At 72.3% G+C, this 21554-nt stretch carries 16 protein-coding genes and 1 tRNA gene; 13 read left to right on the plus strand and 4 right to left on the minus strand.

Annotation, left to right across the window (positions count from 1 at the left end):
• Positions 1-176 precede the first annotated feature (176 nt).
• The 3 genes from hisI to BJY16_RS16735 are packed head-to-tail and all read left to right on the plus strand — an operon-like array spanning position 177 to position 2580.
• Positions 177-560, plus strand: a complete 384-nt coding sequence (hisI, locus tag BJY16_RS16725) for a phosphoribosyl-AMP cyclohydrolase (protein WP_185040346.1) — start codon at positions 177-179, stop codon at positions 558-560.
• A gap of 41 nt (positions 561-601) precedes the next feature.
• Positions 602-2065 carry an anthranilate synthase component I gene (locus BJY16_RS16730; RefSeq protein WP_185046489.1) on the plus strand — a complete coding sequence of 488 codons (1464 nt, stop codon included), beginning with the start codon at positions 602-604 and terminating at the stop codon, positions 2063-2065.
• On the plus strand, positions 2062-2580 hold the full coding sequence (locus tag BJY16_RS16735) for a Trp biosynthesis-associated membrane protein (protein WP_185040347.1): 519 nt from the start codon (positions 2062-2064) through the stop codon (positions 2578-2580). The genes BJY16_RS16730 and BJY16_RS16735 overlap by 4 nt, the downstream gene beginning before the upstream one ends.
• A gap of 63 nt (positions 2581-2643) precedes the next feature.
• On the opposite strand, the gene BJY16_RS16740 is transcribed toward BJY16_RS16735, so the two are convergent.
• Entirely contained in the window at positions 2644-2931 is a 288-nt protein-coding gene (locus BJY16_RS16740; protein ID WP_185040348.1) for a hypothetical protein, read from the minus strand.
• Between the two features lie 319 nt (positions 2932-3250).
• Between BJY16_RS16740 and trpC the strand changes: the two genes are divergently transcribed.
• The 5 genes from trpC (at position 3251) to BJY16_RS16765 (ending at position 8547) form a co-directional block, all read left to right on the plus strand.
• Positions 3251-4111 carry an indole-3-glycerol phosphate synthase TrpC gene (gene trpC / locus BJY16_RS16745; RefSeq protein WP_185040349.1) on the plus strand — a complete coding sequence of 287 codons (861 nt, stop codon included), beginning with the start codon at positions 3251-3253 and terminating at the stop codon, positions 4109-4111.
• The gene (gene trpB / locus BJY16_RS16750) at positions 4108-5349 is read left to right on the plus strand and encodes a tryptophan synthase subunit beta (RefSeq protein WP_185040350.1); all 1242 of its coding nucleotides are present in this window, start codon (positions 4108-4110) and stop codon (positions 5347-5349) included. Before trpC ends, trpB begins: the two co-directional genes overlap by 4 nt.
• Positions 5346-6143: a tryptophan synthase subunit alpha gene (gene trpA, locus BJY16_RS16755; RefSeq protein ID WP_185040351.1), complete on the plus strand. Its 798-nt coding sequence runs from the start codon at positions 5346-5348 to the stop codon at positions 6141-6143. The genes trpB and trpA overlap by 4 nt, the downstream gene beginning before the upstream one ends.
• Before the next feature lie 108 nt (positions 6144-6251).
• Positions 6252-7328 carry a prolipoprotein diacylglyceryl transferase gene (lgt, locus tag BJY16_RS16760; protein ID WP_185040352.1) on the plus strand — a complete coding sequence of 359 codons (1077 nt, stop codon included), beginning with the start codon at positions 6252-6254 and terminating at the stop codon, positions 7326-7328.
• Between the two features lie 28 nt (positions 7329-7356).
• Entirely contained in the window at positions 7357-8547 is a 1191-nt protein-coding gene (locus BJY16_RS16765; protein WP_185040353.1) for an FAD-dependent oxidoreductase, read from the plus strand.
• A 1061-nt stretch (positions 8548-9608) separates the two neighbouring features.
• Here the strand turns inward: BJY16_RS16765 and BJY16_RS16770 are convergent.
• Positions 9609-10487 carry a GNAT family N-acetyltransferase gene (locus BJY16_RS16770; RefSeq protein ID WP_185040354.1) on the minus strand — a complete coding sequence of 293 codons (879 nt, stop codon included), beginning with the start codon at positions 10485-10487 and terminating at the stop codon, positions 9609-9611.
• Between the two features lie 205 nt (positions 10488-10692).
• Between BJY16_RS16770 and gltB the strand changes: the two genes are divergently transcribed.
• The 4 genes from gltB (at position 10693) to BJY16_RS16790 (ending at position 19296) form a co-directional block, all read left to right on the plus strand.
• Entirely contained in the window at positions 10693-15246 is a 4554-nt protein-coding gene (gene gltB, locus BJY16_RS16775) for a glutamate synthase large subunit (RefSeq protein WP_185040355.1), read from the plus strand.
• Complete coding sequence (locus BJY16_RS16780; protein ID WP_185040356.1) at positions 15239-16711, plus strand: glutamate synthase subunit beta; 1473 nt, start codon at positions 15239-15241, stop codon at positions 16709-16711. The genes gltB and BJY16_RS16780 overlap by 8 nt, the downstream gene beginning before the upstream one ends.
• Before the next feature lie 270 nt (positions 16712-16981).
• The gene (gene pyk, locus BJY16_RS16785) at positions 16982-18421 is read left to right on the plus strand and encodes a pyruvate kinase (RefSeq protein WP_185040357.1); all 1440 of its coding nucleotides are present in this window, start codon (positions 16982-16984) and stop codon (positions 18419-18421) included.
• A complete protein-coding gene (locus BJY16_RS16790) occupies positions 18418-19296 on the plus strand; it encodes an acyl-CoA thioesterase (protein ID WP_185040358.1) in 879 nt (292 codons plus the stop codon). Before pyk ends, BJY16_RS16790 begins: the two co-directional genes overlap by 4 nt.
• 88 nt (positions 19297-19384) lie before the next feature.
• Here the strand turns inward: BJY16_RS16790 and BJY16_RS16795 are convergent, their stop codons facing one another.
• On the minus strand, positions 19385-20248 hold the full coding sequence (locus BJY16_RS16795) for a hypothetical protein (RefSeq protein ID WP_260418287.1): 864 nt from the start codon (positions 20246-20248) through the stop codon (positions 19385-19387).
• 325 nt (positions 20249-20573) lie between these two features.
• Positions 20574-20650 (minus strand) — tRNA-Leu (locus tag BJY16_RS16800).
• Between the two features lie 130 nt (positions 20651-20780).
• On the opposite strand from BJY16_RS16800, the gene BJY16_RS16805 reads away from it, so the two are divergent.
• Positions 20781-21401 (plus strand): ANTAR domain-containing response regulator, encoded by a 621-nt coding sequence (locus BJY16_RS16805; RefSeq protein WP_185040360.1) that lies wholly within the window; start codon positions 20781-20783, stop codon positions 21399-21401.
• Positions 21402-21554: the final 153 nt, after the last annotated feature.

A 21554-nucleotide genomic window follows, 5' to 3' on the forward strand; every position in this document is an offset into this window, starting at 1 on the left:
GAACCACTCCCGTCGCGAGGCGCGCCCACCGGGGTTACCTGGAGCTGCGCAGACGCACCGGCGGGCGGGCGCCGGGCATGTCAGGCAGGTACGGCGCCCCGCCGACGGTACCCATCCGATCGGCCGGGCGCATCCCCTGTGACCGGATCGTGGGCCCTCGACCGGTGCTCCGGCGGATGCGGGAGAATCGCTGCGTGCCCGTATCTGATGCAGAGACGTCCCTCGACGCGGCGATCGCCGCCCGGCTCAAGCGCACCCCCGACGGCCTGGTCGCCGCGATCGTCCAGGAGCACGGCACCGGGGAGGTGCTGATGCTGGCCTGGATGGACGCCGAGGCGCTGCACCGGACGCTGACCACCGGCCGGGCCACGTACTGGTCGCGCAGCCGGCAGGAGTACTGGGTGAAGGGCGCCACCTCGGGCCACCACCAGCAGGTGCGGCGGGTGGCGCTGGACTGCGACGGCGACGCGCTGCTGGTCACCGTCGAGCAGACCGGCGCGGCCTGCCACACCGGGGCGCACAACTGCTTCTTCGACGAGTTGCCTGTGGAGGGTCAGTGACCAGCGGAGCGACCTTTCCCGACGAGGCGGCGTTCGTCCGGATGCGGCGACGGGTGGTCCCGGTCACCCGCAAGCTGCTGGCCGACGGCGAGACCCCGGTCGGCGTCTACACCAAACTGGCCGGTGGCCCGGGCACCTTCCTGCTGGAGTCGGCCGAGCAGGGGCTGGCCTGGTCGCGCTACTCCTTCGTGGGGGTGCGCAGCGCCGCCACCCTGGTCGAGAGGGACGGTCAGGCGCACTGGCTCGGCGCCCCGCCGGACGGGGTGCCGCACGACGGTGACCCGGTGGTCGCGCTGCGCGAGACGGTGGCCGCGCTGACCGGTGGCGACGCGCCGGACGCCGATCTTCCCCCGCTCACCGGCGGCATGGTCGGCTACTTGGCGTACGACCTGGTCCGCCGCTTCGAACGGCTGCCCGCCACCACCGCCGACGACCTGCGCCTGCCCGAGCTGGGCATGATGCTCGCCACCGACCTGGTGGTGCTCGACCACCACGACGGCTCGGCGCTGCTGGTCGCCAACGCGGTGCTCGCCGAGGACGCCGACGAGCAGGCCCGCCGGGCCGCCTACCACCACGCGGTCGGCCGGCTCGACGCGATGACCACGGCGCTGTCCCGGCCCACCCCGCCGATGGTCTCCACGGTGGAGCGCCGGCCGGCCGGCGAGCCGGTCAGCCGGACCGCCCCGGGCGACTATCAGAAGGCGGTGGAGCAGGCCAAGGAGGCGATCCGGGCCGGCGAGTGCTTCCAAATCGTGGTCGGCCAGCGGTTCGAGCGGCCCACCGACGCGAACGCGCTGGACATCTACCGGGTGCTCCGGGCCACCAACCCGAGCCCGTACATGTACCTGCTCCGGTTCGACGACTTCGACATCGTCGGCTCCTCGCCGGAGGCACACCTCAAGGTCAGCGCCAACCGGACCGCGCTGCTGCACCCGATCGCCGGCACCCGCTGGCGGGGCGCCACCCCGGAGCAGGACGCCGCGCTCGCCGCCGAGCTGCTCGCCGACCCGAAGGAGCGCTCCGAGCACGTCATGCTGGTCGACCTGGGCCGCAACGACCTGGGCCGGGTCTGCGAGCCGGGCAGTGTGGAGGTTCCGGAGTTCGCCCGGATCGAGCGGTACAGCCACGTCATGCACATCGTGTCCACCGTGGTCGGCCGGCTGCGCGCGGACCGGACCGCGTTCGACGCGCTGGCCGCGACGTTCCCGGCCGGCACCCTGTCCGGCGCGCCCAAGGTCCGGGCCATGGAGATCATCGAGGAGCTGGAGCCAACCCGGCGCGGGCTGTACGGCGGCACGGTCGGCTACTTCGGCTTCGCCGGCGACATGGACATGGCGATCGCGATCCGGACCGCGCTGGTCAAGGACGGGGTGGCCTATGTGGGCGCGGGCGCCGGCATCGTGGCCGACTCCGACCCGGCCGCCGAGGAGCAGGAGACCCGGAACAAGGCGGCGGCGGTGCTGGCCGCGATCGCCGCGGCCGAGACCCTGCGCGCCGCGCGATGAGCCGCCGGTCGCACGTCGCCGCGATCATGGCCTGCCTGGCCGGCGCCGGGCTGACCCTCTACGCGGTCACCCGCACGTGGTCGCGGACCGTCGAGCACCGCCCCGGGCTGTCCGATCTGACCACCGTCCGGACCGGTGCCGACGCGCAGCCCTGGCTGATCGGCCTGGCCGTGGTGGCGCTGGCCGGGGCCGGCGCGCTGCTGGCCACCAAGGGGCTGGCCCGGCGGGTGCTGGGCGGCGTGCTGGCCGCGACCGGCGCCGGGATCGTGGCCGGGGCGCTGCTGGCCCGCACCGGCACCACGCTCTGGCCGGTGGCGGCGGTGCTGGGCGGCGTCGCGGTGATGGTGGGCGGCGTGTTGGCCGTCCGGCACGGGCACGAGTGGGCGGCGATGTCGGCGCGGTACGAGCGGAAGCCGCGGGTGCCCGCCGAGCGGGCTCCGGCCGACGAGCTGGCGCCGGCCGACAACCGGGCGGCCTGGGACGCGCTCGACCGCGGGGACGATCCGACCGCTTAGCGGAGTTTTCGCGGCATCAGCGGAGCGGCGCCGCGGGACCTGGATCCGTGACAGCCGGCTCGCTCAGCGCGCCGGGGCGACCGAGCCACGAGCCCGGCGGCGGGCGGCGGCAACCGTCCGCCGCGGGCTGGTGGCGACGATGGCGGCGACGGCCCGGCTGGTCTCGGCGCGGGCCTCGGCCCGGGCCCGGTCGGCCTGGATGGCGGACCAGGCGTTGTCCCGCGCGGTACGCACGTTGTCCGAGCCCACCACCGCCCGCTGGACGCCGGTCACGACGTCCGCCGCGATGGCGACGAGGGTCCGCGAGACCTCGGCGAAACCCGCTGCTTGAGGACTCTGGTCAGTGGCCATTGGTCGACTCCGCATCATCGTCCGGGTGGCGGCGCCGTCGACGCCGTGGACAAGTTTGCCCGAGTGACAGGATGCCGGAGTCGTATTTCCGCACGGTGACACGTACGTCAACGCAGGGTGGTGTCGGCCGTTCGGCGGAGGTGCCCCAGCACAACGGGGGGATGGCCGTTCGCCCGATGTGAGAGAACTGACATGCGGGCCGGGCAGCCTGGCATTATGCCCCAGCCCAACTCGTGAGGCGCGCCATACCCCGGAGGGCCGGTGACCGGCCGGACCTCCTAGCATCGGGCCGAAGACACCCGGAGAGGGGAGTCATTACGTGACATCCGATGAGCAGGCGGAAGCGGGCGCTGGCGGCCCCGCGCGGCCGCAGAACGTACTCGAGGAGATCCTCGCCGGTGTGCGCGAGGACGTAGCGGCACGTCAGGAGGCGACGCCGCTGGAAAAGGTGCGGGAGCTCGCCGCGGCGGCGCCGCCCGCGATCGACGCGTACGCCGCGCTGCGCAAGCCCGGCGTGGCGGTGATCGCCGAGGTGAAGCGGGCGTCCCCGTCGAAGGGTGCGCTCGCCGACATCCCCGACCCCGCCGAGCTGGCCGGGGAGTACGCGGCCGGCGGCGCCCGGTGCATCAGCGTGCTCACCGAGGGCCGGTGGTTCGGCGGTTCGCTGGACGACCTGGTCGCGGTGCGCGCCTCGGTCAAGGTGCCGGTGCTGCGCAAGGACTTCGTGGTCTCCAGCTACCAGGTGCACGAAGCCCGGGCGCACGGCGCCGACATGGTGCTGCTGATCGTCGCCGCGCTGGAGCAGAACGCGCTGGTCGGCCTCCTGGAGCGGATCGAGTCGCTGGGCATGACCGCCCTCGTCGAGGTGCACAACGAGGAGGAGGCGGACCGGGCGCTCGAGGCGAACGCGAAGGTGATCGGGGTGAACGCCCGCGACCTGCGCACCCTGGAGGTGGACCGGTCGGTCTTCGAGCGGATCGCCCCGGGCCTCCCGCAGAACGTCGTGAAGATCGCCGAGTCCGGTGTCCGCGGCCCGCACGACCTGATCCGGTACGCCTCGGCCGGCGCCGACGCGGTGCTGGTCGGCGAGGGCCTGGTGACCCAGAAGTCGCCGCGTGACGCGGTGGCCGAGCTGGTCAACGCCGGCAACCACCCGGCGACGCCGAGGCCGGTCCGATGACCGCGCCGGCCGTGCCGGACCTCGCTGGGCACTTCGGGAAGTACGGTGGCCGGTTCGTCCCGGAGGCGCTGATCAAGGCCCTGGACGAACTGGACGCCGCGTACCGGTCGGCCAAGACGGACCCGGAGTTCCAGGCGCAGTTCAAGGACCTGCTGCTGAACTACGCGGGCACCCCGTCGCTGCTCTACCGGGCGGCCCGGCTGTCCGAGAAGCTGGGCGCGGACATCTGGCTCAAGCGCGAGGACCTGAACCACACGGGCGCCCACAAGGTGCGCAACGTGCTCGGCCAGGCGCTGCTCGCCAAGCGGATGGGCAAGCCCCGGGTGATCGCCGAGACCGGCGCCGGCCAGCACGGTGTGGCCAGCGCCACCGCAGCCGCCCTGCTCGACCTCGAGTGCGTGGTCTACATGGGCGAGATGGACACCGAGCGGCAGGCGCTCAACGTGGCCCGGATGCGGATGCTCGGCGCCACCGTGGTGCCGGTGACCAACGGGTCGCGCACCCTCAAGGACGCGCTGAACGAGGCGCTGCGCGACTGGGTCTCCACCGTCGACACCACGCACTACCTGCTCGGCACCGCGGCCGGTCCGCACCCGTTCCCGGAGCTGGTCCGGGACTTCGTCGGCGGGATCGGCGTCGAGGCCCGGCAGCAGTGCCTGGACCAGCTCGGCCGGCTGCCGGACGCGGTCGCGGCCTGCGTCGGCGGCGGCTCCAACGCGATCGGCATCTTCCACGCCTTCGTCCCGGACGAGAGCGTCCGGCTGTTCGGCTTCGAGGCCGGCGGCGACGGCGTGGCGACCGGCCGGCACGCGGCGTCGATCACCGGCGGCTCGGTCGGCGTGCTGCACGGCAACCGGACCTACCTGCTGCAGGACGAGGACGGGCAGACCATCGAGTCGCACTCGATCTCGGCCGGCCTGGACTACCCGGGCGTCGGCCCGGAGCACGCCTGGCTGCACGACACCGGGCGGGCGACCTACGAGCCGGTCACCGACGCCGAGGCGATGGCCGCGTTCCAGCTGCTCTGCCGGACCGAGGGGATCATCCCGGCGATCGAGAGCTCGCACGCCCTGGCCGGCGCCGCGAAGATCGCCCCGCGGCTGCGCGAGGAGCTGGGCCGGACCCCGACCATCGTGATCAACCTGTCCGGGCGTGGCGACAAGGACGTGCACACCGCCGGCGCCTACTTCGGCATCCTCGACCCGGTCGAGACCGTCGTCCCCGGGGAGAACACGTGAGCATCGGGGCGACGTTCGCCAAGGCGAAGAGCGAGAACCGCGCGGTCCTGGTCGGCTGCATGCCGGCCGGTTTCCCGACGGTCGAGCACAGCATCGAGCAGATGATCGCGATGCACGAGGCCGGCTGCGACGTGATCGAGGTCGAGCTGCCCTACTCGGACCCGGTGATGGACGGCCCGGTGATCCAGAAGGCCAGCGACATCGCGCTGGCCAACGGGGTCCGCACCCGGGACACCCTGAAGATCATCGAGGCGGTGGCCTCGGCCGGCGCCACGGTCGTGCTGATGACCTACTGGAACCCGATCGAGAAGTACGGCGTCGACGCGTTCGCCCGCGACCTGGCCGCCGCCGGGGCCACCGGGCTGATCACGCCGGACCTGATCCCGGACGAGGCCGGCGAGTGGATCGCGGCCTCGGACAAGCACCAGATCGACCGGACCTTCCTGGTCGCGCCGAGCTCCACCGACGAGCGGATCGCGATGACCCTGGCGAACTGCCGGGGCTTCGTCTACGCCACCGCGCTGATGGGCGTCACCGGCGCCCGGACCGCGGTCTCGTCGCAGGCGCCCGAGCTGGTCGCCCGGATCCGGGCGGCCGACCCGGCCATGCCGGTCGGCGTCGGGCTCGGCGTCGGCAACGGCGCGCAGGCCGCCGAGGTGGCCGCCTTCGCCGACGGCGTGATCGTCGGCAGCGCGCTGATCCGCTGCGTGCTGGACGCTCCGGACCGGGCCGCCGGGCTGACCCAGCTGCGGGCGCTGAGCGCCGAGCTGGCCGAGGGCGTCCGGAACCGCTGACCGGAGGACCCGCGGGCCGCGCGAGCGACCCGCGGGCGCCGATCAGCCCCGAAATGTGAACTGCCCTGGGCATTGCCAACAAGGCCCGCAACGGTAGCGTGTGCACCCGTGAACTACGCCTTAATCCCCAGTCCCACCACGTCGGTGTGGCACCTGGGCCCGTTCCCGATCCGGGCCTATGCGCTCTGCATCATCGCCGGCATGGTCGTCGCCACCCTGCTCATGGAGCAGCGGCTGCGTCACCGGGGGGTGGCGCCCTGGACGTCACTGGACATGGTGGTCTGGGCGGTCCCGTTCGGCATCGTCGGCGCCCGGATCTACCACCTGATCACCTCGCCGCAGGACTACTTCGGCTCCGGTGGTGACCCGGTCCGCGCCCTCTACATCTGGGAGGGCGGCCTCGGCATCTGGGGCGCGGTGGCCGGCGGCGCGCTCGGCGCCTGGATCGCGTCCCGGCAGATCGGCCTGCCGCTGAGCGTCTTCGCCGACGCGCTCGCCCCGGCGCTGCCGGTGGCCCAGGCGATCGGCCGGTTCGGCAACTGGTTCAACAACGAGCTGTACGGCAAGGTCACCACCCTCCCGTGGGGCCTGCAGGTGCACGAGATGGACTCGGCCAACCCGGGCCACGCCACGATGATCGACGGCGAGCCGGTCACCCGCCCCGACCTCTACCACCCGACCTTCCTCTACGAGGTGGTCTGGGACCTGGGCGTCGGCGCGCTGGTCTGGCTGCTGGACCGGAAGTTCAAGTTCGGCCGCGGCCGGGCCTTCGCGCTCTACGTGATGGCCTACACGGCCGGCCGCTTCTGGATCGAGATGCTGCGCACCGACGAGGCGAACCACTTCTTCGGCATCCGGCTCAACGTGTTCGTCTCCATCCTGGTCTTCCTCGGCGCGGCGATCTACTTCGTGGTGATGCGCGGCCCGCGCGCCTACGTGGTGCCGATCGACGCCCCGGACAAGGCGCCCGAGCCGGCCGCCAGCAGCGACGTCTCGACGGTGGACGTGGACGCAAAGGACGCCGCCCGCAAGATGCCGACCGGCTACCAGGTGGTCAGCGAGGAGCGCTTCCTGGCGTACCAGCGGACCGGCGTGCTGCCCCCGGCGGACGGGGAGAAGTCCGCGGTGGACGAGAAGGACGCGGAGCCCGCGGAAGTGACCAGCCCGCCCGCCGGCGAGAACTGATCCGACCGGCACCGGAGAAGGCGGCAACATGCGTACGGCCGTGGTGGTGGGCGCGGGGATGGCCGGTCTGGCCGCGGCCGGCGCGCTGTCCCGGACCGGGTGGCGGGTGACGCTGCTGGAGTCCGCCGAGCGGATCGCCGCGCCACCCACCGCCGTGGTCCTCTGGCCGAACGGCCGCCGGGCCCTGGACGCGCTCGACCCGGACGGCGGCTGGTCGGCGATCGCGTCGCCACTGCCGGACGGCGGTGTCCGCCGCCCGGACGGCCAGTGGCTGGTGCCGCCCCGGGCGCGGAACGGCGCCACCGGCCCGTGCCCGGCCGTGGCGCATCTGGAGGACCTCTACGACGCGCTGGTGGCCGGCCTCGGCGACACCGAGATCCGGACCGGCTTCGAGGTGCGCACCGTGCGTACCGGCCGCCGGGAGCGCCCCGCGGTCAGCGACGGCCGGACCGTGATCGAGGCCGACCTGCTGGTCGCCGCGGACGGCATCGACAGCCGGATCCGTACCGCGCTGGCCCCGGAGTCGGCCGCGATCGGCTCCGGTTTCGCCGCCTGGCAGGCGGTCATCCCCGGCTACCGGATGCCCCGGCTCTCCGAGGGCCAGGCGCTGGGCGGCGAGACGCTCGGCGCCGGCTACCGCTTCGTGGCGATCCCGCTCGGCGCGCACGCGGCCGGCAAGGGCGGCATCTACTGGGTCGCGACCGCGGCCGGCGCCGCCCGCCCGGAGCCGCCGGCCACCCAGCTGGCCCTGTTGCAGCGCTGGTTCGCCGGCTGGCACGAGCCGGTCGGCGAGCTGCTCTCGCTGACCCGCCCGGAGGAGCTGGTCCCGCAGGGTGTCCGCGAGTTGCGGCCGCTGCCGCGCAGTTACGCGTTCCCGTCCGGTCCGGGCGGCGTGCTGCTGATCGGCGACGCCGCGCACGCCATGCCGCACCACCTCGGCCAGGGCGCCTGCCTCGCCTTCGAGGACGTCGCCACGCTGCACTCGCTGTTCGCCGGCGCGACCCCCGGCGACGCGCTCACCCGCGCCCTGGACGGCTACACCCGGCTGCGGCAGCCGCGCACCACCACCGTGGTCCGGCAGAACCGCCGGATGTCCGCCGTGGTCCAGGCCCGCGGCCGGCTCGCCCTGCGAGCCCGCGACGCCGCCCTCAACCACATGCGTCCCCGCCTCCTGGGCCGCACCCTGGACCCAGTCCCCGACTGGTCCCCACCCGACTGACCCTCCGCCCCCCTCGCAAACCCACCCTCCTCCCTCCGCGCCTCCTCGAAAAGCCAAGCCCCCTCCTCCCGCCCCTCCCTCGAGAAGCCAAGATCAAATTCCTTTCCCGGTACGACCGGAGCCCTGTGCCAGTCGGCACGCGAGACCGACCCCACCCCGGACCGCGGCGCGTGTCGTGCGGGTTCGCCGTGCCTCGCCACGGCACGCCGCGGCTCACGGCCCAGCCGCCGCTCACGGTCCCCGGCTGGTCTCCACGGGTGTTTCAACGCGGTTGAGGGACCCGTGAGTGCCAGCCGCGGAGTTGGTGGTCGCGGTTCGCTTGGCGCTTGCGGTCGTCGGCTGGTCTCCACGGGTGTTTCAACGCGGTTGAGGGACCCGTGAGTGCCAGCCGCGGAGTTGGTGGTCGCGGCTCGCTTGCCGCTCGCGGTTCCCGGCTGGTCTCCATGGGTGTCTCAACACCCTTGAGACACCCGTGAGTGCCAGCCAGGGTCGGTGAGCCGCGGCCGGGACCGTGACCAACGTCGGCGCGGGCGTCGGGCTCTGGGCGGCGCGGGCGTCAGGCGTCAGGCGGCGCGACGACGGGCGTCAGGCGGCGGGCGTCAGGCGGCGGGCGGCGGGCTCTGGGCGGCGCGGGCGTCGGGCGTCAGGCGGCGCGGGAGTCGGGCGTCAGGCGGCGCGGGAGTCGGGCGTCAGGCGGCGCGGGAGTCGGGCGTCGGGCGGCGCGGCGTCGGGCGACGGGGAGGCGGGGGCGGTGGAAGAGGTGCGTCCTGGGGGTGTGGGGGAGGGGCTGCGGTGGGTTCGGGCGTCTCTTCATGCGCTGCAAAGGGCGGGCGGGGGAGCGCTCAGGCTGTGAGATTCGCCCGGATCGCGGGGCGGGGCGGATCGTCACGGTGATTTCACCCGTCCGATACAGGTGCCTACCCCGCTCGGAGGCACTCGTCCGGGGCTGGACGGTAAGGACTTTCGGTGGGCACGGTGCTTACCGCGTACCGAAATGTGGGAAGTGTGAGCCAGTCGCGCGTTGCCCGCCGGGAGGCCGGCGGGCCTGGCGGGGGGAGCGGTCAGAGCGGCGCGGCGGCCGGTTCGGCGATGCAGGCGGTGCCGATCCGGCGGAAGCCGACGCGGGTGTAGAGGCGGGCCACGTCGTCGTCGCCGGCGGCGAGAAAGACCAGGCCGGCGCCCCGGTGCAGGACGTTGCGGGCGAGCGTCGCGGTGAGCTGCGAGGCGTAGCCACGGCCGCGCGCCGAGGGCAGCGTGGCCACCCCGGCGATCTCCGCCACGTCGCCGACCCGCTGGCTGGTCCCGGTGGCCAGGATGCCCTCGCCCGGCGCGTCCGCCACCGCGGTCTCGTACTCCCCGGAGCCGAGCAGCGCGCGGGCCTGCCGGACCGCCTCGGCGGTCAGCCCGAGACTCGCCGCGGCATCCCGCTCGGACGGCCCGGCACCCTCGATGACCAGGGTTTTCTCGGTGATCTCCAGGGGTGACCGGTAGGCCGGGGCGGCGAACGCGAGCCGCGCCACGGCCCGGGCGGCGGCCAGGTCGGCGGGGAAGCCGGCGGCGGCCGGGTCGAGCATCCGGATCGTCGCGCCGGGCACCGGCAGGTCCGGCACCAGTGCCTGCGGATCGAGCATCAGCAGCGGCGCGAGGAGCACCTCCAGGCCGGCCGAGCGGGCCACCGCGAGCAGGTCCGGGGTGGTCTCGTGGACCCACTCGAACGCCTCCGGCACGCCCAGCTCACGCTGCCGGCGACGGGCCTCGGTCAGGTCCGCGGCCGACGGGGTGGGCGCGCCCAGCCGGGGCCGGGCATAGTAGGGCCACCCCTCGCCCTCGCGGACGAAGAGCACCAGCGAGCCGATCTCCTCGATCCGGGCCCAGGGCCGGGGCAAAGCGTCGTAGAACTGTTCGAGCCGGTCGAAGAGGTCGGAATCCGCTCGTGCCATCGCGCGAGACTACCGGGCGCCGGTTCGGCTGTGCTATTCAGTTCGTCCGCGACATGCCGACCTTTCGGCGTCGCGCATACCGCGCCAAGTGTGATCAATCCGCACCTGGCGGAGATCGGTATCTCTTAACGTAGACTCAAGAGACTTTGCAGGGCCGACGTCGTCCCGACCTTGATCCGAAACACCAGAGACGACTGGAGGCCCGGTGGCATATCCGCACCCCCAGGGGTTGTACGACCCGGCGTTCGAACGTGACGCCTGTGGCGTGGCCTTTGTTGCTGACATTCACGGCCGTCGTAGTCACGACGTGGTGGCCAAGGGCTTGTCGGCGCTCATCCGCCTGGACCACCGGGGCGCGCGTGGCGCCGAGCAGAACACCGGCGACGGCGCCGGGATCATGATTCAGGTCCCGGACGAGTACTACCGCGCCATCCTCGACTTCGACCTGCCCGAGGCGGGTCAGTACGCGACCGGTCTGGTCTTCCTGCCGACCGACGCCGCCGAGGCCGCCCGCGCGATCAAGGTCTTCGAGAAGTACGCCCTGGTCGAGGGCGGCGACCTGCTCGGCTGGCGGGACGTGCCGGTGGACCCGGCCGACCTGGGCGCCACCGCCGAGGACGCCCGCCCGGCGATCCGCCAGGTCTTCCTGGCCGCGCACCGGCTGGTCGACTCGCCGGCCGGCCCGGCCGGGGAGCGGCTGTCCGGCATCGAGCTGGACCGGGTCGCGTTCTGCATCCGCAAGCAGGCCGAACGGGAGACCGCGCAGCGTGGCGTGGCCGCCTACTTCCCGTCGCTGTCCGCGCGGACCATCACCTTCAAGGGCATGCTCACCCCGGAGCAGCTGCCGGAGTTCTTCCCGGAGCTGACCGACGAGCGGGTGACCTCGGCGATCGCCCTGGTGCACTCCCGGTTCTCGACGAACACCTTCCCGTCGTGGCCGCTGGCCCACCCGTACCGGCTGATCGCGCACAACGGCGAGATCAACACGATCCGCGGCAACAAGAACTGGATGGCCGCCCGCGAGGCGCTGCTGGCCACCCCGAACCTGCCCGGCAACATCAAGCGGCTGTTCCCGATCAACTCGCCGGAGGCCTCCGACTCGGCCTCCTTCGACGAGGTCCTGGAGCTGCTGCACCTGGCCGGCCGCAGCCTGCCGCACGCGGTGCTGATGATGATCCCGGAGGCGTGGGAGAACGACCCGGGCATGGACCCGGCGCGGCGTGCCTTCTACCGCTTCCACGCCAGCCTGATGGAGCCGTGGGACGGGCCGGCCGCGGTCGCCTTCACCGACGGCACCGTGATCGGCGCCGTGCTGGACCGCAACGGGCTGCGCCCGGGCCGCTGGTGGCACACCCGGGACGGGCTGGTCGTGCTCGGCTCCGAGGCCGGCGTGCTGGACTTCGACCCGGCCGAGGTGGTGGCCAAGGGCCGCCTGCAGCCGGGCAAGATGTTCCTGGTCGACACGGCCGCCGGGCGGATCGTGCACGACGACGAGATCAAGGCCGAGCTGGCCGCCGCCGAGCCGTACTCGGACTGGCTGCACGCCGGTCTGATCGAGCTCGCCGACCTGCCGGCCCGCGAGCACGTGATCTACACGCACGACTCGGTGACCCGCCGCCAGCAGGTGTTCGGGTACTCCGAGGAGGAGTTGAAGATCCTGGTCGCGCCGATGGCGCGCGGTGGCGCCGAGCCGCTCGGCTCGATGGGCACGGACACCCCGATCTCCCCGCTGTCCACCCGCCCGCGGCTGCTCTTCGACTACTTCCACCAGCTGTTCGCGCAGGTCACCAACCCGCCGCTGGACGCCATCCGGGAAGAGCTGGTGACCAGCCTGGCCACCACGATCGGCCCGGAGGCGAACCTGCTCAAGCCGGGCCCGGCGAGCTGCCGGCAGATCGCGTTGCCCCATCCGGTGATCGACAACGACGAGCTGGCCAAGCTGCTCTCCATCGACGAGGACGGCGACCTGCCCGGCTTCAAGGCGGTCCGGGTCTCCGGTCTCTACCCGCTGCGGGACGGCGCGGCCGGCATCAAGGCCCGGCTCACCCAGATCTGCCGGCACGTCTCCGAGGCGATCGAGGACGGCGTCCGGATCCTGGTGCTCTCCGACCGGGACTCCAACGCCGACCTGGCGCCGATCCCGTCGCTGCTGCTCACCGCCGCGGTGCACCAGCACCTGGTGCGCGAGCAGACCCGCACCCAGGTGGCCCTGGTGGTGGAGTCCGGCGACTGCCGCGAGGTGCACCACGCGGCCACGCTGATCGGCTTCGGCGCGGCGGCGGTCAACCCGTACCTCGCCTTCGAGAGCGTGGACGACCTGATCGCCACCGGCGCGCTGAGCGGCATCGACCCGCGCAAGGCGGTCCGCAACTACGTCAAGGCGCTCGGCAAGGGCGTCCAGAAGATCATGTCGAAGATGGGCATCTCGACGGTGTCCTCGTACTGCGGTGCGCAGGTGTTCGAGGCCGTCGGCCTGGACAACAAGCTGCTCCAGCGGTACTTCGCGGGCACCTCCGGCCGGATCGGCGGGGTCGGCCTGGCCGAGATCCACGCCGAGGTGAAGGCGCGGCACGAGAAGGCGTACCCGGCGAACCCGGCCGAGCGGGCGCACCGCCGGCTCGAGGTCGGTGGCGAGTACCAGTGGCGCCGCGAGGGTGAGCTGCACCTGTTCAACCCGGAGACGGTCTTCCTGCTCCAGCACGCCACCCGCAGCAAGCAGTACGACGTCTTCCGCAAGTACACCGGCAAGGTCGACGAGCTGGCGGCGCAGGCCGGCCACCTCCGCGGCCTGTTCCGGTTCCAGGCGGACCGCCCGTCGATCGACATCAGCGAGGTGGAGCCGGCCAGCGAGATCGTCAAGCGGTTCTCCACCGGCGCGATGAGCTACGGCTCGATCTCCGCCGAGTCGCACGAGACGCTGGCGATCGCGATGAACCGGCTCGGCGCCAAGTCGAACACCGGTGAGGGCGGCGAGGACGTCGAGCGCCTCTACGACCCGGAGCGTCGCTCCGCGATCAAGCAGATCGCTTCCGGCCGGTTCGGCGTGACCAGCGAATACCTGGTCAACGCGGACGACCTGCAGATCAAGATGGCGCAGGGCGCGAAGCCCGGCGAGGGCGGCCAGCTGCCCGGCAACAAGGTGTGGCCGTGGGTCGCCAAGACCCGGCACGCCACCCCGGGCGTCGGCCTGATCTCGCCGCCGCCGCACCACGACATCTACTCGATCGAGGACCTGGCGCAGCTGGTCCACGACCTGAAGATGGTCAACCCGGCTGCCCGGGTGCACGTCAAGCTGGTCTCCGAGATCGGCGTGGGCACGGTCGCGGCCGGGGTGGCCAAGCTGAAGGCCGACGTCATCCTGATCTCCGGGCACGACGGCGGCACCGGCGCGTCCCCGCTGAACTCGCTCAAGCACGCCGGCACCCCGTGGGAGCTGGGCCTGGCCGAGGCGCAGCAGACGCTGCTGCTGAACAAGCTGCGGGACCGGGTCACCGTGCAGGTCGACGGCCAGCTCAAGACCGGCCGGGACGTGGTGATCGCGGCGCTGCTCGGCGCCGAGGAGTTCGGCTTCGCCACCGCGCCGCTGATCGTCTCCGGCTGCGTCATGATGCGGGTCTGCCACCTGGACACCTGTCCGGTCGGCATCGCCACGCAGAACCCGGTGCTGCGCGAGCGGTTCACCGGCAAGCCGGAGTTCGTCGAGAACTTCTTCATGTTCCTCGCCGAGGAGGTCCGCGAGATCCTCGCCGAGCTCGGCTTCCGGAGCATCGAGGAGGCGATCGGCCACGCCGAGGTGCTCAACGTGGTCGAGGCGGTGGACCACTGGAAGGCCAAGGGCCTCGACCTGGCGCCGATCCTCTACGTGCCGGAGCTGCCCGAGGGCGCGGCCCGCCGCGGCGTGGTGGCCCAGGACCACGGCCTGGAGAAGGCGCTGGACAACGAGCTGATCGCGCTGGCCCAGCCGGCCCTGATCAAGGGTCACCCGGTCCGGCACGAGCTGCGCACCCGTAACGACCAGCGCAGCGTCGGCGCGATGCTGGGCGGCGAGGTCTCCCGGCGGTACGGCGGCAACGGCCTGCCCGACGACACCATCGAGTTCACCCTGCGGGGCACCGGCGGCCAGTCGTTCGGCGCGTTCCTGCCGCGCGGCGTCACGCTGCGGCTGATCGGCGACACCAACGACTACGTCGCCAAGGGTCTGTCCGGCGGCCGGGTGATCATCCGGCCGGCCGAGGACGCGCCGTTCACCGCCGAGGACAACACCATCGCCGGCAACACCATCCTGTACGGCGCCACGGCCGGTGAGCTGTTCCTGCGCGGCCGGGTCGGCGAGCGGTTCGCGGTCCGCAACTCGGGCGGCGCGGCGGTCGTCGAGGGTGTCGGCGACCACGGCTGCGAGTACATGACCGGCGGCACCGTGGTGGTGCTCGGCCCGACCGGGCGCAACTTCGCGGCCGGCATGAGCGGCGGCAAGGCGTTCGTCCTGGACCTGAACCAGGACCTGGTCAACCCGGAGCTGGTCGACCTGGCGCCGCTCACCGACGAGGAGCGCGACCTGCTGCGCTCGCTGGTCGAGAAGCACCACGCGGAGACCGACTCGGCGGTCGCCGAGCGGCTGCTCAAGGACTGGCCGGCCGCGGTCGAGCGGTTCACCGCGGTGGTGCCGCGCGACTACAAGCGCGTGATGGAGCTGATCAAGACCGCCGAAGCCGCCGGTCGCAATGTGGACGAGGCGGTCATGGGGGTAACCAGTGCCTGATCCGAACGGTTTCCTTCGCTACGAGCGGCAGCTGCCTGCGCGGCGTCCCGTTCCGGTGCGGATCATGGATTGGAAAGAGGTCTACCCGCCCGCGGGTGAGGAGCTGATCCGCGACCAGGCCACCCGGTGCATGGACTGCGGCATCCCGTTCTGCCACGACGGGTGCCCGCTGGGCAACCGGATCCCGGACTGGAACGACCTGGTCCGTACCGGGAACTGGGAGTCGGCGGCGGAGTCGCTGCACGCCACCAACAACTTCCCGGAGTTCACCGGGCGGCTCTGCCCGGCGCCGTGCGAGGCGGCCTGCGTGCTGGGCATCGGGGACGACCCGGTGACCATCAAGCAGGTCGAGGTGGAGATCGCGAACCACGCGTTCGACCTGGGCTTCGTCCGCCCGCAGCCGGCTCCGGCGGCGTCCGGCAAGTCGGTCGCGGTGGTCGGTTCCGGCCCGGCCGGCCTGGCCGCCGCGCAGCAGCTGGCCCGGGCCGGGCACGCGGTCACCGTCTACGAGCGCGACGACCGGATCGGCGGCCTGCTCCGCTACGGCATCCCGGACTTCAAGATCGAGAAGCACGTGATCGACGCGCGGCTCGAGCAGATGGCCGCCGAGGGCGTGGTCTTCCAGACCGGCGTCAACGTGGGTGTCGACATCACCGCGGACGACCTGCGCGAGCGGTTCGACGCGGTGCTGCTGGCGGCCGGCGCGCTGGCCGGCCGGGACACCCCGGAGACCCCGGGCCGGCACCTGAACGGCGTGCACCTGGCGATGGAGCACCTGGTCCCGGCCAACCGGATGGTGGCCGGCCTGCAGGACAGCACGCCGATCGACGCCAAGGGCAAGCACGTGGTCATCATCGGCGGCGGCGACACCGGGGCGGACTGCCTCGGCGTCGCGCACCGCCAGGGCGCCGCCTCGGTGACCCAGCTGGACCAGTACCCGCTGCCGCCGGACGTCCGGACCGGGATCAAGGACCCGTGGCCGACCTGGCCGATGATCCTGCGCAACTACGCGGCACACGAGGAGGGTGGCGACCGGGTTTTCGGCGTCGCCGTCCAGGAGTTCGTCGGCGACGAGCGGGGCAACCTGGTCGCGATCCGGCTGGCCGAGGTCTCGGTGCAGCGGATCGACGGGGTCCGCACGGTCAGCGTGGTGCCCGGCTCGGAGCGCGAGCTGCGCGCCGACCTGGTCCTGCTGGCGATCGGCTTCGAGGGCACCGAGGACCAGCCGCTGCTGGCCCAGTTCGGCCTGACCCGCAACCGGCGCAACGTGCTGGACGCCAACGCCGGCTGGCAGACCGGGGCGGAGGGCGTCTTCGTCGCGGGCGACATGCACAAGGGCGCGTCGCTGATCGTCTGGGCGATCGCCGAGGGCCGGTCGGCCGCCGCGGCGATCCACGACTACCTCGGTGCGGCCGGTGATCTGCCGGCACCCGTCCGCTCGGACCAGCAGCCGTTGTCGGTCTGAGTAAGCGTTCACTGCGGCCCGTCACCCGAAAGTGCGGTGGCGGGCCGCTGCTGTGCTGGTCGGCGCCTTGATCGACGTACCCCGACGGGGGTTGTGGCATGTGGCGTCGGTCGCCATCGGGCGACCGATAAGCTGGTCCGGCGGTCGCCGAAGCCCGCGGACGACGTAGCGTTCCCGTGACTTCCCGGGTTGACCTCGCCGTCGACACCCGCAGTTCATGCCGAGGACGGGGGTCGGCCGCCGAGCCGCCCCAGGAGAAGGATTAGCCTGATGGCCGTGACACGCCGCGTAAAGATCGTCTGCACGATGGGCCCCGCCACCAAGTCGCCGGAGCGGATGCTCGGCCTGGTTGAGGCGGGCATGAACGTGGCCCGGATGAACTTCAGCCACGACACCCGGGAGAACCACCGGGAGATGTACGAGCTGGTCCGCTCCGCCGCGGAGCAGGCCGACCGTCCGGTCGCCATCCTCGCCGACCTGCAGGGTCCGAAGATCCGGCTCGGCAAGTTCGCCGACGGCCCGCACCGCTGGGAGACCGGTGACCGCGTCGTCATCACCAGCGATGACATCCTCGGCACCAAGGACCGGGTCTCCTGCACCTACACGAAGCTGCCGCTGGAGGTCAAGAAGGGCGACCGGCTGCTGATCGACGACGGCAAGGTGGCCGTCGAGGTCACCGGTGTGGTCGACGACAAGGACATCCAGTGCCTGGTCACCGAGGGTGGCCCGGTCAGCAACAACAAGGGCGTCTCGCTGCCGAACGTGGCGGTCAGCGTCCCGGCCATGAGCGACAAGGACGAGCAGGACCTGCGATTCGCGCTGAACCTCGGCGTCGACCTGGTCGCGCTCTCGTTCGTCCGCTCGCCGGAGGACATCAAGCTCGTCCACCAGGTGATGGACGAGGAGGGCCGCCGGGTTCCGGTGATCGCCAAGGTGGAGAAGCCGGAGGCGGTCGAGCACCTCGAGGCGATCGTGCTGGCCTTCGACGGCGTCATGGTGGCCCGCGGCGACCTCGGCGTCGAGCTGCCGCTGGACCAGGTCCCGCTGGTGCAGAAGCGTGCCGTGCAGCTCTGCCGGGAGAACGCGAAGCCGGTCATCGTGGCCACCCAGATGCTCGACTCCATGATCGAGAACTCGCGCCCGACCCGCGCCGAGGCCTCCGACGTGGCGAACGCGGTGCTGGACGGCGCCGACGCGGTGATGCTCTCCGGCGAGACCAGCGTCGGCAAGTACCCGGTGCTGACCGTGAGCACGATGGCGAAGATCGTCGCCACCACCGAGGCCGGCGGTCTCGGCGTGGCCCGGCTGCAGCACGACCCGCGCACCCACGGTGGGGCGCTGACCATCGCCGCCTCGCAGATCGCGCGGAACATCGGCGCCAAGGCGCTGGTCGCGTTCTCGCAGACCGGCGACACCGTGCGCCGCCTCGCCCGGCTGCACTGCGACCTGCCGCTCTACGCGTTCACCCCGGTCTCCGAGGTGCGCAACACGCTGGCCCTGAGCTGGGGTGTGGAGACCTTCCTGACCGACTTCGTCGAGCACACCGACGACATGTTCCGGCAGGTGGACGCGAAGATGCTGGGTCTCGGCCTGGCCAAGCCCGGCGACTACGTGGTCGTCGTGGCCGGCTCCCCGCCGAACGCGCCGGGCTCGACCAACACCCTGCGCGTGCACCAGCTCGGCTCCCTCGTGGACCCGTCCGCGGTATGACGCCACCCCTGCAGGGCCAGGCCGCCGTCGACCAGCTTCTGGAGATCCTCGATCTGAGGCAGGTCGACGCGGCCACCTTCACCGGTGACAGCCCGCAGACCGGTGCCCAGCGCGTGTTCGGCGGCCAGGTCGCCGGGCAGGCGCTGGTCGCCGCCGGCCGCACCGTCGACCCGGCGCGGATCGTCCATTCACTGCACGGCTATTTCGTACGACCCGGCGACCCGACCGAGCCGATCACCTTCCATGTGGAGACGATCCGCGACGGCCGGTCCTTCTCGGTCCGGCGGTCCACCGCCAAGCAGCACGGCAAGACGATCTTCTTCATGTCGGCCTCGTTCCAGGTGCTCGAGGAGGGGCTGGACCACCACGAGCCGGCCCCGGCCGGGGTGCCCGGCCCGGAGGAGGTCCCGACCATGCGCGACTGGGTGGAGAAATATCCCAGCCGGCGCAGCGTCTTCAACGCCAGCCCGCAGGCGGTCGACGTGCGGTACCTGGGCCAGCCCGGCTGGGTGCCGCCGGGGGACCGGGACGCCCAGGCGCAGCAGCGGGTGTGGATGCGGATCGACGGCAAACTGCCGGACGACCCGCTGATCCACGCGTGCGCGCTGACCTACGCGTCCGACCTGTCGCTGCTCGACGCGGTGCTGTCGTACCACGGCGAGGTGTGGGGGCCGGGCGGCGTGGTCGGCGCGAGCCTGGACCACGCGCTCTGGTTCCACCGGACGTTCCGGGCCGACGAGTGGTTCCTCTACGACAGCGCCAGCCCGTCGGCCGGCCGGGCCCGCGGCCTGGCCAGCGGGCGGATGTTCACCCGGGACGGCCGGCACATCGCCTCCGCCGTCCAGGAGGGTCTGCTCCGCCGGGTCGGCGCCTGATCTGGTGGCCCCGCCGGGCGTGGATCCCGGCCTGGCGACCGGCCGTGTTGCTGGATCCACCACCGGCGGGGCCGGGGACAGGACTTTCTCAGTGCCCGCCCGCCGGATGATCCGGCTGGGCGGCGTTCGCGGCCCGGGCGCTCTCGATGCCCCGGGGTGAGTCCGGCGCGGGCGGCAGGTCGTCGGCCTCCGGGGTGACCGGCGCGCCCGGCCGGGGCCCGGTGATCCCGGCCTGGGCCAGCATCGCGTCCAGGTCGGCGGTGGTCCGCACCACCCGGTCGTGGAACGACTCGGGGTGCGGCCCGGGGTGCGGCCCGGCCGGCGCGATCGCCGCGCCGTCCCGGGCCCGGTGCTTGGCCCGCGCCCGGCCGGACCCCTCGAAGTCGGTGTGCCCGGCCGAGTAGCCGGCCAGCCCGGCGGCCCGTTCCGGCGGCAGTTCGAGGACGTCCCGGCCCTTCGCCGCGACCTCCCGCAGGCGCAGCGCGGTGACCAGGTCGGCGACCGCGCGCAGCACGCCCAGCCCGCCCAGGATGATCAGCACCGACTGCGCGCCGCGGGCCAGCGGGCTGGCGGCCAGGAAACCCAGCCCGGTCTCCAGTACGCCGACCGTCACCACCAGGCTCCACACCCGGTCGGCGCCCCGGGTCATGATCCCGACCGCCACGTCGACCGCGCCGCGGACCAGCAGGTACCAGCCGATCAGCGCGGCCGTCGTGGTGTATCCGGAGTCGTCGCTGACCAGCATGATCGTGCCGGTGGCGGCGAACAGCGCGGCCAGCGCGGCGTTCAGCCACCAGGTGCGGGTGCCGGCCAGCGCGCGCACCGCCTCGCAGACCGCCCCGAACAGCACGATCGGCCCGGCCACCGCGGTGATGTCGGTCGGTTCCAGCCGCAGCACGCTCCAGCCGACGACCAGCCAGGCGGCGGCGGCGAACATCAGGAATCCCCACATACCTCCGCGCGTGACGGTCAGCGGTGACGAACCGGACGACAACATGAGGCCTCCCGATGACGCTGTCCCTGCCATGACAGCACCACGGGCAGGCGGCGGCGCGCGGTTCGCGGAGATTGGCCGGGGGAGGCGGGCGGTTATGAGACCCTTTTTCGTACGCCGTAAACGTCGTACCGGAAAATCGCCGGAGGCGGCGGCGGACCTGGGGCCGGAATGCTTTCCGGCGGCGCCGGGGCCCGCGTGTTTCGCGCGTGTGTGGCCCGTGTCACGGCATGGTCAACGATGAATGCGGCGCTCGCCAGGGTAGACCCGGCGGTGGTATTTCTGGTGTCCCCGGTGGGATTCGAACCCACACTGAATGGATTTTGAGTCCATCGACTCTGCCGGTTGGTCTACGGGGACAGACCGGTTGACCGCACCGTTGGAAGCGGTGATGCCAAGCTCAGCGAGAGACAGCCTACCTACTACGCTGAGGAGGGTGACACCCAGATACCGGGGTGTCGCGACGTAGAGGGATGAGGGAAGAGGTTCCGTGGCCGACACGCAGGCTGGTGCCGAGCGCAAACGGGTGCTCATCGCCGAGGACGAGGCCCTGATCCGGTTGGACCTGGCCGAGATGCTCGTCGAAGAAGGTTACGACGTGGTCGGCGAGGCGGGGGACGGCGAGACCGCGGTCCGGCTGGCCGAGGAGCTGAAGCCGGACCTGGTGATCCTGGACATCAAGATGCCGATCATGGACGGCCTGGCGGCTGCCGAGCGGATCGCCGGTGGGCGGATCGCGCCGGTGGTCATCCTGACCGCGTTCAGCCAGCGGGACCTGGTGGAGCGGGCCCGTGCCGCCGGCGCCATGGCCTACCTCGTGAAGCCGTTCCAGAAATCGGATCTGGTGCCGGCCATCGAGATCGCGCTTTCCCGTTACTCGGAGATCTCCGCGCTGGAGTCCGAGGTGGCCGGGCTGACCGAGCGGCTGGAGACGCGCAAGTCGGTGGAGCGCGCCAAGGGCGAGCTGATGACGAAGTACGCGATGACCGAGCCGCAGGCCTTCAAGTGGATCCAGCGGACCGCGATGGACCACCGGATGACGATGCGCGAGGTGGCCGACCGAATTCTGGCCGAGGGTCAGGAGTCCGGCGGGGCACAGCAACCGAGTTGACCTTGACAGATCGTGGGTTGTAACACTCTCCCTGTGCGTTCGATCACCGGACGTAACGGTTCGGTGAAAGCCGCTTCGAACGCTATCCACCCGTGACTCACCTGGGATAGCGTCCGGCCCCATGACGGGCTGACTGCGCGCACCCGGTTGGCA

Origin of the sequence: Actinoplanes octamycinicus (assembly GCF_014205225.1) — a bacterium.
Taxonomy (GTDB): domain Bacteria; phylum Actinomycetota; class Actinomycetes; order Mycobacteriales; family Micromonosporaceae; genus Actinoplanes; species Actinoplanes octamycinicus.